This is a genomic window from Acidomonas methanolica, assembly GCF_004346035.1.
Taxonomy (GTDB): domain Bacteria; phylum Pseudomonadota; class Alphaproteobacteria; order Acetobacterales; family Acetobacteraceae; genus Acidomonas; species Acidomonas methanolica.
On sequence record NZ_SLZN01000005.1, the window covers coordinates 134418 to 150754 of the forward strand.

The window sequence follows — 16337 nt, forward strand, 5'->3', positions numbered from 1 at the left end:
GCGATGCCTCCATCGCGGCGCTTTTTCGTTTCGGGCCGCCGCCCCCTTTCACCGCCCCCCGACGGCTTTCAGCGCATCCAGCCGGTGCCGGATATCCTGCACGAAGCGGGTATGCGATACGGCGCGGAGGAAGAGGCCCTGCATGCTCCGCGCCAGCCCCCGGCAGGGCCGCCGCACCTGAAGCAACAACACATAGCGATCCTCGGGCGTATCGTTCCAGACCTCGTGATTATACGTGTCGTCAAAGAGCAGCGACGCCCCCTCCCGCCAGCACACCACATGCCGTCCTTCCGGCGCCTCGATGTCGATGTGACATCCCGCCTCGTTCTTCGGCACGACCAGCGCGAGGTGAAAGGTGAGCATCCCCTTGGTCATGCCGTAATGGCGCGGAATATGTGCCCCCGCCTCCAGCACGGAGAAACAGGCCGTCACCAGCCCCGGCACGGTGTCGAGCAGCGCCATGGTGCGCGGCACGCGGGCGCAGTTCTCGGCGCGCCGATACCCGTATCCTTCCAGAAAGAAGGACCGCCAGCGCCGGTCCGCCGCGATCCGCCCGTGATCGGGCGAAATGTCGCCCAGCGCGGGAATCTCCCGTGCCCGGATCGCCACCGCCTCGTCGCGAATCTCCGCCCAGTGCCGTTCGAGCCGCGCGATCCACGGAAGGGAGGCGGGATCGAGAATCGCCCGGTCCGGCAGGAGCGATCCCCGCATGATCATGCGATCGATGGCGGGCCGCATCGCCGCCCCGATCTCGAAGAAGGATTTGTTGATGAAAGGCAGTTTCTTCCGTCCCGATCCCGCCTTTCCCCCTGTCTGAGTCATCACCCTCCCTTTCGACACGTCGCCCGGCCGCGATACGGCCACCCCGGACGGGCCGCTCCGTTCGACTCTCTCGACCCCGGCCCTGAGCTTGAGATATGAACCACATCTCCCATTTCAACCGGAGCCCGACGACACTGACCGTCCCGCCCCACCCCGTCGCCCTCCCCTGGCGCACGCCGGACAGCGTCCTGGCGGCGAGCCGGGACGAGGAGTGGCTCGCCCTGCTCGACAGCAACGGCCCGGTCAACGCCCAGTCACGCTGGACGATCCTCTGCCGCTCGCCTTCCGCCACGCTCGTCACGAGCGAACCCGACGGCTGGGACCGGCTCCGCGCCCTGCTGCCGCCGCGCACCTCGCCCTCCCTGCCGCATCTCCCCTGTCCCGGCCCCTATCCCGGCCCCTGCGCGGGCGGCGTCATCGGGATAGCGAGCTACGGAGCCGGACTGGCGCTGGAGGCAATCCCCTCCCGCCATCGCGACACCACGCCCCATCTCATCGCCGCGCGCTTCGACGACGCGCTGGTTTTCGACCGGCAGGACAAACGCCTCTGGTGGACCAGCCTCACCGGCGCGCCGCCGCCCGACCTTCCCGCCTGCACCCGCGCGATTCCCCGGCCCCCGACCCTCCGCTTCACGCCGGACCGCGCGCCCGACGCCTGGCGCGCCGATGTCCGCGCCGTGATCGAGGCCATCGCGGCGGGCGAGATCTTCCAGGCCAATCTCACCCAGCGCTGGCGCGCGCCCACACCGGCGGCATTCCCGATCCTGGAGACCTATCGCGCCCTCCGCCGCCACACCCCCGCGCCGTTCGGCGGCGTGCTGCGCATGCCCGGCTTCGCCCTGCTCAGCGCCTCGGTCGAACGTTTCCTGCATATGGACGCGACCGGACGCATCGAGACGCGCCCCATCAAGGGCACCGCCCCCCTCGGCGCCACGCCGGAGGAAAGCCGCGCCTTCGCCGAGGCCCTCGGCCGCGACGGCAAGGAATACGCCGAGAACCTGATGATCACCGACCTCATGCGCAACGATATCGGCCGCGTCTGCGCGATCGGGTCGGTCGAGGTCGCCGAACTCTGCGCCGTCGAGCGGTTCGCGCACTGGCACCATCTCGTCTCCTCGATCCGCGGCCGCCTCGCCCCGGGCCTCGACGCCGTCGACCTCCTGCGCGCCACCCTGCCGCCCGGCTCCGTCACCGGCGCGCCGAAACATCGCGCGATGGAAATCATCGACAGGCTGGAACATTCGGCGCGCGGCCCCTATTGTGGCACTCTGTTTCGCATCGGCGCGGACGGGACGCTGGACAGCAACGTCATCATCCGCAGCATCGCGGTCACACGGGAGGACATCACCATCGGCGCTGGAGGCGGCATCACCTACCCCTCGGACCCCGCGCGGGAATATGACGAGATGATTCTGAAAGCGGCGCCCCTGCTGGCGGTTTTCGGGCATGAGGCGCTCGCATGAACCCGCACGCCGTCATCTGGCTCAACGAGAGGCTGGTGCCGCGGGGCGAGGCCTGCATCAGCGTATCCGACCGCGGCTTTCTCTTCGGCGACGGCGTGTTCGAGACCATGCGCGTCACCGGCGGGCGGCTTCCCCTGCTGGACCGCCACCTCGCGCGCCTCGCCGAAGGGTGCCGCGTCCTGCGCCTCCCCCCGCCCGACCGCCCGGCCCTGCGGGAGGCGGTGGAGACGGTCGTGGCCGCCAATGCGCTCGCCAACGGCGCGGTACGCCTCACCTGCTCGCGCGGCCCCGGTCCGCGCGGCATCACCCCGCCCGCCGATCCCTCGCCCACCATCATGATCGCGGCCTATGCGTTGCAGCCGCCCGCCCTGCCGCCGTTGCGCGTCCATGTGAGCCGCCAGGTGCGGGACGGAGCCTCCGTGCTCAGCCGCATCAAGACCACGAACTACCTGCCGTCCATCATGGCCCGTTTCGAGGCCACCGACGCAGGCGCCGACGAGGCCCTCCTGCGCAACCCGGCCGGGCGCATCGCCAGCGCCTCCATCGGCGCGCTGATCGTGCTGGCCGGCGATCATCTCGTGACCCCCTTCGTGGATGAGGGCGCGATGGAGAGCATCAGCCGCGCCCTGCTGCTGGAACAGGGGCTGGCGAGCGAGGGCCTCGTCTTCCCCGATTTCAACGACATCCGCGCGGCCTGGGTCGTCAGCGCGCTGTCCGTGCGCCCGATCGGCTCCGTCGGCCGCGTGCCGCTGGCGGTGGACAAGTCCTGGACGGAACGCATCCGCGCCTGCATCCATCCCCACCCGGAAGGGTGACGGCAAGAGCCGCGCCGTTCGCCGCGGAACGACACATCCGGGACCGCGCGCATCACGTTCATGAGACAAACAAACGTTAGACTTGACGAATTCCCGTCGGGACTGCTCTCTGCACACGTGACTCCCCCCGATTTCCGGATGCGAAGGACATCATGCCCGACATCGAGATCTCCAGCAGCGGCGGCATTCTCAGCCTCGTCCTCAATCGCCCCGCGAAACGGAACGCGCTGACCGACGCCATGTACGGCACGCTGGCCGACGCCTTCGCCCATGCCGGGTCCGACCGCGCCACCCGCGTGATCCTGCTGGCGGGAGAAGGCGAGTCCTTCACGGCAGGCAACGACATCGCCGATTTCGTCGCCGTCACCTCCGGCACGGCCGCCGGTCGAGCTTCCGGGCCCGGCAACGTGCTCCGTTTCCTCGACGCGCTGGCCACATGCACGCTGCCCCTCGTCTCCGCCGCGCAGGGCCACGCGGTCGGCATCGGCACGACGCTGCTGCTGCATTGCGATCATGTCGTGCTCGGCGAGAGCGCCCGTCTCTCGACGCCCTTCGTCAACCTCGCCCTCGTGCCGGAGGCCGCGTCCAGCCTGCTGATCCCGCGGCGGATCGGCCATGCGCGCGCCTATGCGATGTTCGCCCTGGCCGAGATCGTCACCGCCGAGCAGGCCGTCGCCTGGGGGCTGGCCAACGCCGTCGTGCCCGACACGTCCCTGCGGGAGGCGGCCCTCGACGTCGCGGGACGCCTGGCCGCCCAGCCGCGCGAAGCGCTCGCCATCACCAAACGCCTGATGCGTGACACCGCCACGATCCGGGCGCGCATGGATGAGGAGAACGACGCATTCATGGCGCGGCTGCGTTCGCCGGAGGCGATGGAGGCGTTCACCGCCTTCGCGGAACGACGCAAACCGGATTTTTCGCGGTTCGACTGATCGCGCCTGCTCCCCCCATGGCTCACGCGCCCCGCGCGCTCACGCCCGGGACATGATACAGGGTGCGACGAACAACTCGCCGCGCCAACTGCCGACCAGCGTCTTCGCACCGACGACGACCCACATGATCGCGAGCGTGAGCGCGAGCACGCAGCCGATCTCATCGAAGACCATGAGATGCAGCACCCTCCCGAGCTTCAGCGTCGCGGCGGTATAGACGCCGAGCGGGAAGGTGTAGCCCCACCAGCCGAGATTGAACGGAATGCCGGCGCGCCAGTAGCGCAGCGTGATCAGGCCGGCCAGCAGCAACCACCACAGGCCGAACCCCCACATCGCCAGCCCTCCGATGGTGCCGAGCCCCTGCGCGATCGCGGCGACCTCGCCGAGACCCTGCGCGCCGAACGCCGCCGGCGTGGCCGCGCCCAGCAACAGCAGACCGAGACTCCCGGTGCCGATCGGCCCGAGAGCCAGCCACGACGACGCGGCCATGCTCGCATGCGGCAGCTTGTGCAAGGCGAGGCGCAGGATGAGGATCGCCAGGACACAGACCGCCACCGGCACCGAATAGGCCCATAGCGTCCATGACAGGGCGCAGACCAGGAAGGCATGGCGCGGATCGGCGAGATGCGGCGCCAGCAATCCGCCGCTGGCCGCCGCCACCTCGGCGGCGACCACAGGCAGCAGCCAGACCGCCGTCATGCCGTCGAGGCTGTGCTCGTGACGGGTGAACATCAGATACGGGATCAGCACCCCGCAGACGACCGACATCGCCACGTCGATCCACCACAGCGCCGCCGCGATGTCGATGGCGCTCGCGCCGAAATGCGCGCTGCCGAATACGATGAAGCCGTTGACGATGGTGGCCAGCCCCATCGGGATCGTGCCGAAGAACATCGACGCCGTGTTGTGGCCGAAGATACGCCGCGCCTCGTGACCGAACATCATCCAGCGCGCGGCGTACAACGCGCTGAACAGCGCGAACAGACAGATGTTGAACACCCACAGCCCGCTCCCGAGCGGCCGCAACGTCGCGCCGAAGCCGGGAATCTGCGGCAGGACGAGGCTGAGAATGCCGGTGCCCATCGTGGCGGCGAACCAGTTCGGCGTGAACTGCCGGATCATCTCGCAGGGATGCGAGAGCTGGCCGAGCGGCCGTCCCCGGCGCGGAGCTGATGGCATGTCGCTCATCGTTTCATTCCTCCAGCCGCCGGATCAGCCGGCGACGCCGACCAGCTTCGTCGTGAAGCTGCGCCCGTCGACATCGGTCAGACGGATGCTGTCGCCCCCCACAGCGCCCGATCCGACAGCGCCCGACCCGGGGGCACCCGATCCGGGGGCCGGCAGCGTCAGCGTGGCCTTCGCCCCCATGGGCGCGCGGATGCCATAAGGTCCGGCGGCGAATGTGTTGTAGGCATAGTCATTGGCGAAGCTCGTTTTCGGCAGTGCGGAGAGCGCCTTCGCATCCCACTGCTCCACCACATGTCCGTCAGCCGCGAGAACGGCGGCGGAGACCACATGCAGCGGCGCTTCGGGCGTCCCGGCATCGAGATAGGCATGCACCCGCACCGATCCGTCCGGCAGCACCACGCCATCGGTCAGCGTGACATGATGCCTGGTCGGGCTGACCGGGCCGCTGTGAAACGGCGTCACCACGGAGCCGCGATAGTAGCTGTAGGTGCCGACATCGAAGATCACCACGAAGGCGAACAGAGCCAGCGTGAGGTTGCGCAGGCGCAGATCGCCCAGCGGCAGCGGCAGCGCGCCACAGCCCCAGCGGAACCAGCCCCTCCCGGCGAGGGACGGCCGACGCCGCAGCAGCACGTTGTCGAGGCTCCAGGCGCTCGACCCGCCGAGCAGCAATGTCGCGCCCATCGCGAGATTGCACGCCGCCATCGTCCATTCGTCGATGCAGGTCGCGCCCTGCCAGCCGAACATCGCCATCAGCACCACCGAGAACACCATCGACACCAGGGCCGCGAGCCGGGTGAACAGCCCCGCCATCAGCGCCGCGCCCGCGATCAGCTCGGCGGCGCTGAACATGATCACGCAGGCATAGAGCAGCCAGAAATGATGCAGCAGGAACGAGATCAGATGCTCGGTGCCGAACAGCGCGCCGGGCATCGCGGTCTGGAACTTGTTGGCCATCCAGTTATGGCCGCCCCAGGCGTCGAGCTTCGACGGCGCGTAGATGAATCGCCGCGATCCGCCTCCCCAGTAGACGAAGCCCTGGATGACGCGGGTGGCCAGCAGCGCCGTGCCGGCGATCCGCCAGACATGCTGCGCCTCGCCGGTGGGGATCGCGACCCGGCCGTCGGCATGCGCGCCGATGACGCGGGCCCTCTCGCCCGCCGGATCATAGGTCATGGTCGTCATGTCAGTCTCCCTGCGGCGTCGATGCGCCGCCCGTCGCGGCGTGGTAGGCCTTGAAGCCATAGCGTTCGAAAATCGCGAGCGCCGGTCCGGAATGGATGAAATCGAGCCATAGCCGCGCCGCCTGCGGATGCGCGGCCGCCCTGACCATGGCACCCGCGTAGATCGCGGTGGCGTTCTGGTCGGCGGGGATATCGACATGCGAGATCGCATGCCCCGCCTGCTCCTGGAATATCGCCTCCGACTGCCAGGTCACTCCGGCATCGGCGCGCCCCTGCATCAGGAAGAGCGGCGTCTGCCGGTGATGGATATGGGTCAGCACCGTGGTGCCGTCGGCAACCTTGGTCTTGTAGACCGCCTCCGCCAGCGCCTCGCCGCCGGCCTTTCTCAGCGCCGCCTCGATCTGCCGGACGATCCCCTCATAGGCCGGGTTGGGCATCGCGAGCCGGATACTCCTACCGCCGAGATCGGCCAGCGAGGTGACATGAGCGGGATTGTCCTTCGGGATCATGATCGTCAGCGTATTGACCACGTACGGCACGGCGGGCGCGGCGAGCAGTCCGCTGCGGATATAGTCCTCGATCTTCTTCAGCCCGGCGAAATAGGCGTCCGGCTTGACCGTCCAGGTCATGTTGCCCGAAGTGACCCTGCCGCCCGCCTGCATCTGCTTGATCAGCAGACCCGGCGGCAGCGTCTCCCAGTAGAGGCGCCCTTTGTAGTCGGGATGCTCGCGCTCGAACTCCGCAACCAGCGGCGCCATCGCGAAGAAGTAGTTGCCGCCGACGAACAGCACCAGCTTCGGATCGGTGAGATCGCCGTGAAAATCGGCGAGGTCGTCGATCTCGGGCACGGTGAACGCGAGACCGCGATCGGTTGCGTCGTTATTGCGCCCCTGCTGCCAGGGCGGAAACACGCCCTCGTCGTCACGCGGCGTCTGCGCCGTCGCCAGGCCGGCCGCCAAGGCGAGACAGGTCGCGCCTGGAAGGACGCACCGTCTGATCCGGGTCATCGCGCGGCTCATTTGATGTATCCGAACCCGGCGCGCTGCAATTCGGGGATCGTCGCGACGATGCCGGGCGTCAGCACCACGCCGTCGACGAGATGGTTGGTCAGCTCCGCCGCCATGGCTTCATGCGACAGCCGATCAGGATTGACGCCCATCTTGATGAGCCTGGCGCTCTGTTCCCAGATCGCGTTATGACATGCGAGAAACACGACGCCGCGCGCCTGGAGGGCCGGGATGTTGGCGCCCTCCGGCCCCAGCGCGCCCTTGGGAGTCCCGCGCGCCGCCGCATCGAGCGCGCCGGGCTTTGCGACGGCCAGCGTGTTGACCGGGAATTTCGCCCCCGCCAGCTTCGACAGCAGATACTTGTCCCACATCGCCTGGTCGAAGAGAGCCAGATGCGCGCCGCCATGCGTCGCCGAGACCGCCAGGAAATCCGGATGACGGAAGGAGACGACCTGCGTGTTCAGCGCATTGCGCATCAGGTTCATCCATGGACCGTCAAGCTGGGTATTGTCCCAGACCTGCTTCGACTCGCCCTGATAGGCCATCACCGCGTCGAGCGCCTGCGCGTCCCACTGCGCGGGATCGTCGAGCATCATCGGCACGGTCTTGAAATCGCGTCGGCGCGGCGTTCTGGCCAGCACGGCCATCAACGCGCCGAGGCGACCGGTTGCCACGGCGCGCGGCTCATCGGCGCGGGCGGGAGCGCCCGCCAGCAGGCCGGCCGCCCCGGCGGTCGAGGCGGCAAGGCCCAACAGCGCCTGACGGCGGTCGGTCGGGCGATCGTGAGTCGGGTGTACGGGATCAGGCATGATCGCTTTCCTCGTGATATCCTGCATCGAGGATCGCAACTGCGTCGTCATCAGTCCAACGGATTGAATGAATGAATCCGATCACATAAACGGATCATTCGCGCCGGAGACACCCCGTTATGGGTCGTGGCCGACAAGCCACATGCGGAGGCGACGCGGCCGTGAGCGCGCCGCTATGTGAGGGGGAGCATCATCGCGCAGCATGTGGCTGCACGGCGTCGAACGTCATCCAGCATCCGGAGCGCTCGACGTTCACACGTCACTGATGAGCGAATGACGACAGAAGAAATCGCGGGGCACGCGCTCAAAAACCGAACCGCGACACCGGACTCAGTCGTTTTCCGCATTTTCGGGCGGCAGCCATCCATTCGTCCGATAATATTCCACCATTTTCTTGACGATCGCCTTCGCGGTCCTGTCCGCGTCTTCATGGCCGTCGCTCAACGTCTCCTTGGCGATGGCGTGCGCGCTGTGGATGCCAAACCCGATCGGATTCCAGGCGCTGACGATGACCCCGGGCATGGACCCGCTATCGGCCTTGACGGTGAAGTCCAGCAGATCCGTCACTTGTGTTCCACGTTCGTCATAGAGGATGACATGGGATTGCAGGCGGCTCTTGCCCGTCCCGAAGCCGACCAGCTCGCGCGTCCAGGCACTCCCGGTCCGGAGCGTGCCGATATCGACCACGAGCGCAAGTTCGCTCCCGTTCGCATGCGGCGTCGTCTCCGACGGATCGGCGGGATGCGCGACGATATGCGCCTTCTCGAGGCTTTTCGCCAGACCGGCGGACAGAGCCTGCATGTTGCGGTCCAGGCGCGGCGCGTTCTGCGTCGTCCGGGCAATGCTGGTCGTCACGGTCACAGCAACCGGGGCGACAGGCTGGCTGTCGGGCGAGGTCACGGGATTCTGGACCTGGGCGCCGGCGCAGGAGGTAAGGAACAGAGCCGCTCCGACCGCCGGGAATTTTCCTGCGACCGTCATGGAACGGCCCTTCAAAAAGAGCGGCGTCATGGCACCGGGCGCGCCGGATACACGTAGGCGGGCGCGGGCGCCACGATAATCGCGGGCGGATAGACGACCGGCCTCGGCGCGACATAAACCGGATAAGGATAACCGTAAGGATAAGGATAGGGATGCGTCGCCGCACCGATCGCGGCCCCCGCCGCGACACCGGCCGCAACCGCTCCCGCCCCGCGCCAGGGCGCGTAGCAGCACGGGCCGGGCACAGGCCGAACGTACGGGCCGGGCGTATGCACCGTGGCCACGCCGCCATGCGGCCCCCAATAGGTCGCCGTTCCGGCTCCGGCCGGAGCGGCGCACGCGATACACGCCGCGATACTGATGGCGCCACCGAACGCGCGAGAAATTCTTGACATTTTTCGCCTCCAATAGTCAGGATTGCGTGGTTTTTTCTTCAGGATTGCGGATGCCAGTCGTCCGGCGTCAGATATCCCTTGCCGCCGCTGTCCATCTGGGCGAATTTTTCGTCGAGCCGCGCCTTCTGGTCCTCGGGCGCGAGCCGGTTGAACATGGTCGCGCGCATGCCGCCGGATGACGCCAGCCGGGCTCTGGCGAACGCCTCGAACTCCTCCTGCGAGACACGCCCGTCATGATTCGCGTCAGCTGCCTGGAAACTCGCCATCCGTCGGCCGCCGGAACCGTCCTGCGCGAACGCCTCGTCACTCAGAGCCAGTCCGGCCAGACCCAGGATGAGAGGTGAAAGAAGAGCGATGGCTCCGATCCTGATCGCGGAATTTCTGAAAGCATCGGACATGCTGACCTCCGTTGGATTGTCCGATGCTGTTACGGACGGAGGAGCGGAATACGACAGCGTCGCCGCAAATTTTTAAGGAACGACAGGCGCCGGATAAATGACGGCGGGCGGCGGATAGGCGATGACGGCAGGCGGCCCATAGACCATCGGCGGCGGCGGCAGTTCCTCGCCATGGCCGACCATGCACTGGGCATACGCGCCGTCGTAACGATGCTGGAGCATCTGGCCAGTCTGCCGCGCGCGACCCGCCCCGATGAGCGAACCGAGCAGAAGACCGCTTCCCGCGCCGATCGCCGCACCGGCCCCGGCATTGCCGGTCACGCTTCCGAGCAACGCGCCCGAAGCGGCGCCGATGCCCGTGCCCAGAGCGGCGCTTTTCACGCCGCTCGACGCGGCCCCCTGCGACGGCGTCTCGCCCGTCTGCGTCTGCGCATAGAGACGGCATTGGGCGTCATTCTTCTGGAACGTCGCGAAACTTTCGCCGGGCCGGGGCATGACCGTGAAACTCGGCGCGACCGGCGCTGGCGGCGCGCATGCCGCAAGCGTGAGAACGCCGAGCAGGGGAATCACCGCCCGCCCGCAGGACGAGCGCGACGGACGCGTGGAGAGTATCTTCTGAAGCATGACGCCTGACCCATCAGGGTTGAAATAAAACCACGGTCGCACCGGCGACCATGCGTTCTACGGACGACGGATCGTCGTCCCCCCGGATCAGGCGTCTCGGCGGAGTCCCGCCGCGCCGAAAAAAAAGCGTCAGAGATCCGGCCGCTGGTGCGGCGCGGCATTGACCAGCGCGCGACGCCCCGCCGGAGACAGACGGCCCATGGCCTCGACCAGCGCGTTACTGAACGAGCCGACGAAGACATTCCACGCGGCCTGCCATTGTTGCATCGCGGCGCGGGTCGCCACCGGGTCGAATTGCGGCGCCAGCAATTGACGGTCGATTTCCGCGCGGGCCCGCGCGAGATTTTCCTGCGCCTGGGCGTACCGTGGCGCTTCCTGACGCAACACCGCCCGGAAAGCCGCCGCGTCCTTCGCATCGAGCCGGGACGTCACATGCTGCAGAACGCGCATGAGAACAGGCCCGTCACCCTCGCGATGACGCAGATACTGACCGCCGACGACGGCCACGAGAAAGAGATTCAACAGAAGCGAACCGATCAGCACCCCGCGGCGAGCCCTGCCGTTCGCGTCGAAAAAAATCATGATCCGCCACCACTTACTGGAATCACAAGAAGCGTGTTGAGCACGTCGCCCGCCCCGCCGGAGGACTGCACCCAGCCCAGCCACAGCCCGCTCGTCACGACGAAGGCGCAGCCAAGCACCAGCCCCGCGCGACGGACGGCGACAAGACCGTCCGCCGTCGTCTCCCAGGCGGGATGCCCCGTCATCCCGCGCGGGACGACGCGCCACCATGCGCGCGACGGTCGCTTTTTCCCGTTATATTCGGCAATCCGCCCGGCCACGCCCGCGCGCAGACGCATCAGGGCGGCGTGCGTGTCCTCATCGGCGCTCCGGGCCTGAAGCTCCGCCTCCTGGGCGTCGAACGCGCGGGCGATGACCGCATCCACCTCCCGCTGGTCCCGCAGGACGGCGCGCGCCTCCGAAGACCGCGCGAGCAGCGTCTCCGCCGGTTCACGATCGGCCGCAGGCCAGCGGGAGAGATCCGCGCCGTAGCACTCCGCCAGAGTGCGGAATCTTTTCTGCGTCATCATGAGTTCTGCCTCCTTTCCGTGCGTCCATCCCGCTCCAGCGTCTCCCGCAGGAGCGCGCGCCCGCGCGCGAGCAGCCGTTCCACCGCCTTGGCCGAAAGCCCCATGCGGCGCGCCGCTTCCGCGCCGGACAGACCCTCGTCATACACCAGCGCCATCGCCGCCCGTTGCCGCGGCGGCACGGACTGAAGCGCTGCGACGAGCGCCAGGCGCTCCTGCCGCGCCTCCAGATGGCCTTCGGCGGACGGTCCGTCATCGGTCATGTCGAATCCTTCGGGCAGCGGCTCCGGCTGCTTCCGGCGGGCGAGATCGATGCTGAGATTGACGATGACCCGATAGAGCCAGGTGGTGAACCGGGCGCGCGAACCGTCGAAATCGCGCGCGTGATTCCATGCCCGCACGAAGGCATCCTGCACCAGATCCTCCGCCGCCTCGACATTGCGCGTCAGGCGACGGGCCGTGCGCAGCGCATACGGACCATGCCTGAGCACGATCTGGTCGAACGCGTCACGATCCCCCATCCCCGACCAGCGCAGAAGATCGTCGTCGGACGCCTCGCCATAGCGCCGACGCTCATCCGCCATCGGTCGATATCCCGCCCCCGCGCGACCTGGAGCCGCGCATGCGGCAAGCCTCACACCGATTACCCTGCCGAAGCGCCATCCTGTCATGCCATTCCGCCGTGTCCGCTATCGGCCATGATACGGCGGACGATCGCCCATCCCCCACCGACGGAGAAAAATTCTCCGGCCGCGCATTTTTTCACGCCGGAACCGGGGGAAGCGCGCCTTACAGACCGTAACAACGACATGACACACGCTCATCCCGCCTCGGCGACCCGTAGCACGACCCTCGCCGGACTCGCCAGCATCCTCACGCTGCTGCTCCTCGGCGGCTGCGCGGGCGCCACCGTGAGCAGCCGCCGGCCCGGCGCCGTGACGCCGTTCGCCGCCCTCTCCCCACCCGAGGTGGTGTTCGTCGCGGTGACGGGACCGGACGCCACGATCTCCCGGGCGGACGCGGCACTGGCCTCCAGCCTGATCCCGGCCCTGCGGAAGGCGGGAATTCCTGCCGCATTGCAACTGCCCGGCATCTCGGACCCGACCTACCCGATCCTGCGCGTGGCACTGGCGCGCGTCGATCCGGGCAACGCCATGGAACGCACGATGATCGGTTTCGGCGCGGGACGATCGACGCTCGCCGCCCATGTCCGGCTCGACGATCCGCGTCGCGTCGATCGCACGCCGGCGACCGCCTTCGACATCGAAGCCGATAGCGGACGCAAGCCCGGGCTGATCGTCCCCGCGGCGGTGACGCTCGGCACAGCCGTCCCGATCCACATGGCGATCGGCGGCGGCCTCGACCTGCTTCTCGGCCGTCGGCAGGGAACGGATTCCGATCTGAACAACGCGGCGGCCGCCATCACGCGCGAGGTTCTCGCCTGCTACCAGGCCATGGGCTGGAGTGCCCCCGCATGAGATTTCCCCGGCCGAGATCCCTGCGCGGGCAAATGGCGCTTCTGCTCGGCGGAAGCGCGGCCGTCATGCTGGTGCTGGCGGCGGCGGCATTCCTGACGCTCCGCACCGAGGACCCGATGCCGCCGCCCGGCCCCTGGCCCGATGCCATCGGCATCGCCACGACACTCCGCGCGATCGCGGCGGTCCCGGAGGCGGACCGCGAAGCGATCGCGGCGGCGCTCTCCACGCCCGACCTGATCGTCGTCCTGAACACCGCCACGCCCTGCCGCCAGGAAACGGACGTCTTCGCGACACGGACGCTGCGGCACGCGCTCTACGCACTGGACATGCCGGCCACACCGGCGCCCCTCGTCATGAATTGCGCAAGCGACGCCTGGCGGTCGGGGTTGACCCGCGTCAGCTTCGACGTCCCGGACGTGACGTTTCTCGTCCATAATTACGCCCGCGTCAGCGGACCGGGCATGATCCTCGCGACGCTGCCCATCGCCCTCTGGATCGGAACGATCGCCACCGGCACCGCCGTGCTGCTGCTCTGGTCGGCATGGTCCGTCCGCCGCCCGCTGGGCGTGCTGGCTGAGGCCGTATCGCGATACGAGGCCCAGGATCGACCCGCGCCGATCGACGAGACGGGCCCGTCCGAGATCCGGGGCGTCATCCGCGCATTCAATGGGCTTCAGGAACGTCTCGCCCGGTCGAGCGAGACGCGGATCTGTGCCCTCATGGGTGTCGCGCATGATCTCCGCACGCCCCTGACCCGCCTCGCCTTGCGGGTGGAAATGGGCGACGAATATATGCGGCAGGACGGTCTGAAACGCGATATCGGCCTGATGAAACGCATGCTGGACAACGCGATGTCGCTGTTCCGCGGCTTCGACGCGACGGAAGAATGGGAGGTCGTCGATCTCGCGGCCCTCGTGCAGGAGGTGAGCGCCGACTTCGTCGCCGTGGACCGCCCGGTGCGGACCAAGGCCGACTACCCGATCCTCCTGCGCTGCCAGCCCCTGGCCATGACGCGGGCACTCGGCAACCTGATCGAAAACGGATGCCGACACGCGAATAACGTGTCCGTCACCCTGCGCGAGGAAGCGTGCGACCTCGTCCTGGAAGTCAGCGACGACGGCCCCGGGATGCCGTCACGGCAACGACGCGAGGCGCTGCGGGGAGACACGCGAAAGGTTCCGGAGCGCGCCGATGGGGCCGAACATCTCGGGCTCGGCCTGCCGATCGTCGCTGAAATCGTTCGCCGGCATCAGGGCCGCATGGCGCTGCTCGACGCGACCCCATGCGGGCTCATGGTGCGGATCGTCCTGCCCCGCACCCTGTCTTCAGCGGTCGCGTAACGGAGGACGCGCCTACGGATCGTACCCCGCCACCCTGCCTGCCGTGCCCGTCATCAACATCCGCCGATCCTGCGCCTCACAGCGCCAGTTCCGCGCATCCTTCACGTCGCCCTGTCCCATATACCGCGCCATCTGCGGAAAGGGACAAAGCGGCATGGTGCGGTCCGTAACGGGGCGCGGGCGCGTTTCGTCCTCATGCGCGGCGTCCAGACGCAGGGGCGGACGTGATTTCCTCACCCAATCATCCAGCGACGCCAGGATATCGGTCCCGGGGTCCGCGGCGCGCGCCGCCAGACCGGATTGCCCGAACACGCTCGGCCCCGGCCCGCCCCCGCAATGCGCCATTCCCGGCACGGCGAAGAGGACGGCATGTTGCCTGAGCGTTTCGTATCCCCCCAGCCGCCGCGCCAGCCCCCGGTAGAAGTTCAGCGTCCTATACGGCGTGATGTCCCCGTCCGACAGCCCGTGATACAGGATCAACCGATGCCCCGAACGAAAGAACGCATCGAGCGCGCTTTCATCCGTGCCGTCTCCGGCCCCGACGGCGCGATGCAGACGGGCGAGCATTTCATCCGTCACCACGGCATGCAGCCCGCCGCCTGCCCCCGCAAACCGGAGACCGGGATCATCGACGCCGCCGAGATAACGCATGGTCTGATTGCCGTAATACCAGGCCTGAGGCTGGGATGCGGGGTCATGCCAACCACCCGGCACGGTCGAGAAACCCAGCCAATAGCGCATATTGTCGACCATCGGCCCGCCCTGAGCGAGACCCGAAGCCGGGAACCCCGGATAGACCGCCCGGCCCGACCCATCCGTCATGGCCGAAAGCGCGCTGTCGAGCGCCTGAGCCTGCGCCGTCGTGAAGCACTGCCCGTCATCGTGCCCGGCGCATCGAGGAAGATCCCGGACCGCGCTGAAATCGCACCGCGCCGGATTCTGGATCAGCCCGTCCTTCACGCCGTCCGCGGTATCGCAGCGGTCGAGAATGACCTTGTCCGCAAGATGCCATTGCTCATCCGTCAGCGCCGCATCGGGCGCGCGCATCTGCGCGAGCACCCCCGCCAGGGCGGAAATTGCCTCGCCCTCGATATCGAAATAGGGATCGCCGGCCAGAATGCCGTCGAAATCGTCGGGATAGCGTTCCGCCTCGACGAGCGCCTCGCGTCCGCCGTCGGAACAGCCGGAAAAATAGGCGAAGGCCGGGCGGCTTCCATAATAGGCGGCCGTCCACTGGCGGGCCCGCTCCGCCAGTTGGTGAACGGCGCCGAAGAAAAACGCCGCCTGTTTCGCATGATCAGGCTCGCCATCGGCCGTCCGCGCCCAGCTCGATTCTGAAACCGACCACAAACGCGGAGACGGGCTGGGTTTCGCGACATGACCATCATCGGTCGCCCAGATCGCATATCCACGCGCGACCCATCCCAGCGGAGCGGCCCCGAGGAAAACGGTTCCGCAATTCCCTCCGCAACCCACCTGGAGAATCTTTCCGTTCCAGCGTTGCGGAAGCAATCCGGCAAAATTCGCCCGGCCACTTTCATGAGTCCCGAGCGCCATGTCGCCGGTCACGACGCAGAAAATCGCGCCGTCCACGTTCCGTATTTCAGCGCCCCTTTCCGGCATGTCGAGATTTCTCGCGCCCCAGTCGCCGATGCCCCGAATGCGCGCGTCCTGCCCGACGATCCCCCCGAGGGACGCCGGACTGCACGCGGTGGCCGCCCTCGCGCCATGCCCCGTCACCAGACCCGCGAACAGGATACCCACTGCGGCAAACAGGCCCTTGCGCGTCGTTCTCCACCGACTCATCCCACTC

18 protein-coding genes are annotated in these 16337 nt (G+C 67.9%); 5 read left to right on the top strand and 13 right to left on the bottom strand.

Annotated elements, in window-relative coordinates; translation table 11 throughout:
* Window positions 1-48: 48 nt before the first annotated feature.
* A complete protein-coding gene (locus EDC31_RS06040) occupies window positions 49-822 on the bottom strand; it encodes an aspartyl/asparaginyl beta-hydroxylase domain-containing protein (protein ID WP_042056549.1) in 774 nt (257 codons plus the stop codon).
* 95 nt (window positions 823-917) lie between these two features.
* Here EDC31_RS06040 and EDC31_RS06045 point away from each other — a divergent pair, with 95 nt between their 5' ends.
* From EDC31_RS06045 to EDC31_RS06055, 3 genes are all read left to right on the top strand, one after another.
* Window positions 918-2285: an anthranilate synthase component I family protein gene (locus tag EDC31_RS06045; RefSeq protein WP_042056546.1), complete on the top strand. Its 1368-nt coding sequence runs from the start codon at window positions 918-920 to the stop codon at window positions 2283-2285.
* Complete coding sequence (locus tag EDC31_RS06050; protein WP_042056544.1) at window positions 2282-3100, top strand: aminotransferase class IV; 819 nt, start codon at window positions 2282-2284, stop codon at window positions 3098-3100. The genes EDC31_RS06045 and EDC31_RS06050 overlap by 4 nt, the downstream gene beginning before the upstream one ends.
* Window positions 3101-3252: 152 nt before the next feature.
* Window positions 3253-4032 (top strand): enoyl-CoA hydratase-related protein, encoded by a 780-nt coding sequence (locus EDC31_RS06055; protein ID WP_042056542.1) that lies wholly within the window; start codon window positions 3253-3255, stop codon window positions 4030-4032.
* 39 nt (window positions 4033-4071) lie between these two features.
* Here the strand turns inward: EDC31_RS06055 and EDC31_RS06060 are convergent, their stop codons facing one another.
* The 11 genes from EDC31_RS06060 to EDC31_RS06110 form a co-directional block, all read right to left on the bottom strand.
* Window positions 4072-5220, bottom strand: coding sequence for a TDT family transporter (locus tag EDC31_RS06060; protein WP_042056539.1), 1149 nt, complete (start codon window positions 5218-5220; stop codon window positions 4072-4074).
* A gap of 24 nt (window positions 5221-5244) precedes the next feature.
* Window positions 5245-6405 (bottom strand): TQO small subunit DoxD, encoded by a 1161-nt coding sequence (locus tag EDC31_RS06065; protein ID WP_239641555.1) that lies wholly within the window; start codon window positions 6403-6405, stop codon window positions 5245-5247.
* A gap of 1 nt (window position 6406) precedes the next feature.
* Window positions 6407-7423, bottom strand: coding sequence for a substrate-binding domain-containing protein (locus tag EDC31_RS06070; protein ID WP_239641553.1), 1017 nt, complete (start codon window positions 7421-7423; stop codon window positions 6407-6409).
* The gene (gene tetH / locus EDC31_RS06075; RefSeq protein WP_042056613.1) at window positions 7420-8220 is read right to left on the bottom strand and encodes a thiosulfate dehydrogenase; all 801 of its coding nucleotides are present in this window, start codon (window positions 8218-8220) and stop codon (window positions 7420-7422) included. The genes EDC31_RS06070 and tetH overlap by 4 nt, the downstream gene beginning before the upstream one ends.
* A gap of 330 nt (window positions 8221-8550) precedes the next feature.
* Window positions 8551-9231: a DUF4410 domain-containing protein gene (locus tag EDC31_RS06080; RefSeq protein ID WP_042056537.1), complete on the bottom strand. Its 681-nt coding sequence runs from the start codon at window positions 9229-9231 to the stop codon at window positions 8551-8553.
* The gene (locus tag EDC31_RS06085; protein ID WP_042056535.1) at window positions 9228-9596 is read right to left on the bottom strand and encodes a hypothetical protein; all 369 of its coding nucleotides are present in this window, start codon (window positions 9594-9596) and stop codon (window positions 9228-9230) included. The genes EDC31_RS06080 and EDC31_RS06085 overlap by 4 nt, the downstream gene beginning before the upstream one ends.
* 38 nt (window positions 9597-9634) lie before the next feature.
* Complete coding sequence (locus tag EDC31_RS06090) at window positions 9635-9994, bottom strand: EF-hand domain-containing protein (RefSeq protein ID WP_042056532.1); 360 nt, start codon at window positions 9992-9994, stop codon at window positions 9635-9637.
* A gap of 72 nt (window positions 9995-10066) precedes the next feature.
* The gene (locus EDC31_RS06095) at window positions 10067-10618 is read right to left on the bottom strand and encodes a glycine zipper family protein (protein ID WP_052511669.1); all 552 of its coding nucleotides are present in this window, start codon (window positions 10616-10618) and stop codon (window positions 10067-10069) included.
* Between the two features lie 129 nt (window positions 10619-10747).
* The gene (locus EDC31_RS06100; protein ID WP_042056529.1) at window positions 10748-11200 is read right to left on the bottom strand and encodes a periplasmic heavy metal sensor; all 453 of its coding nucleotides are present in this window, start codon (window positions 11198-11200) and stop codon (window positions 10748-10750) included.
* Window positions 11197-11709 carry a hypothetical protein gene (locus EDC31_RS06105; protein ID WP_042056527.1) on the bottom strand — a complete coding sequence of 171 codons (513 nt, stop codon included), beginning with the start codon at window positions 11707-11709 and terminating at the stop codon, window positions 11197-11199. Before EDC31_RS06105 ends, EDC31_RS06100 begins: the two co-directional genes overlap by 4 nt.
* Window positions 11706-12290, bottom strand: coding sequence for a sigma-70 family RNA polymerase sigma factor (locus tag EDC31_RS06110; RefSeq protein ID WP_239641552.1), 585 nt, complete (start codon window positions 12288-12290; stop codon window positions 11706-11708). The genes EDC31_RS06105 and EDC31_RS06110 overlap by 4 nt, the downstream gene beginning before the upstream one ends.
* Window positions 12291-12515: 225 nt before the next feature.
* On the opposite strand from EDC31_RS06110, the gene EDC31_RS06115 reads away from it, so the two are divergent.
* Both EDC31_RS06115 and EDC31_RS06120 read left to right on the top strand, forming a co-directional pair.
* Window positions 12516-13184, top strand: coding sequence for a DUF4410 domain-containing protein (locus EDC31_RS06115; RefSeq protein WP_042056522.1), 669 nt, complete (start codon window positions 12516-12518; stop codon window positions 13182-13184).
* Window positions 13181-14524, top strand: coding sequence for an ATP-binding protein (locus tag EDC31_RS06120; RefSeq protein ID WP_239641551.1), 1344 nt, complete (start codon window positions 13181-13183; stop codon window positions 14522-14524). The genes EDC31_RS06115 and EDC31_RS06120 overlap by 4 nt, the downstream gene beginning before the upstream one ends.
* Before the next feature lie 12 nt (window positions 14525-14536).
* Here the strand turns inward: EDC31_RS06120 and EDC31_RS06125 are convergent, their stop codons facing one another.
* Entirely contained in the window at window positions 14537-16330 is a 1794-nt protein-coding gene (locus EDC31_RS06125) for a tannase/feruloyl esterase family alpha/beta hydrolase (protein ID WP_042056520.1), read from the bottom strand.
* Between the last annotated feature and the right edge of the window lie 7 nt (window positions 16331-16337).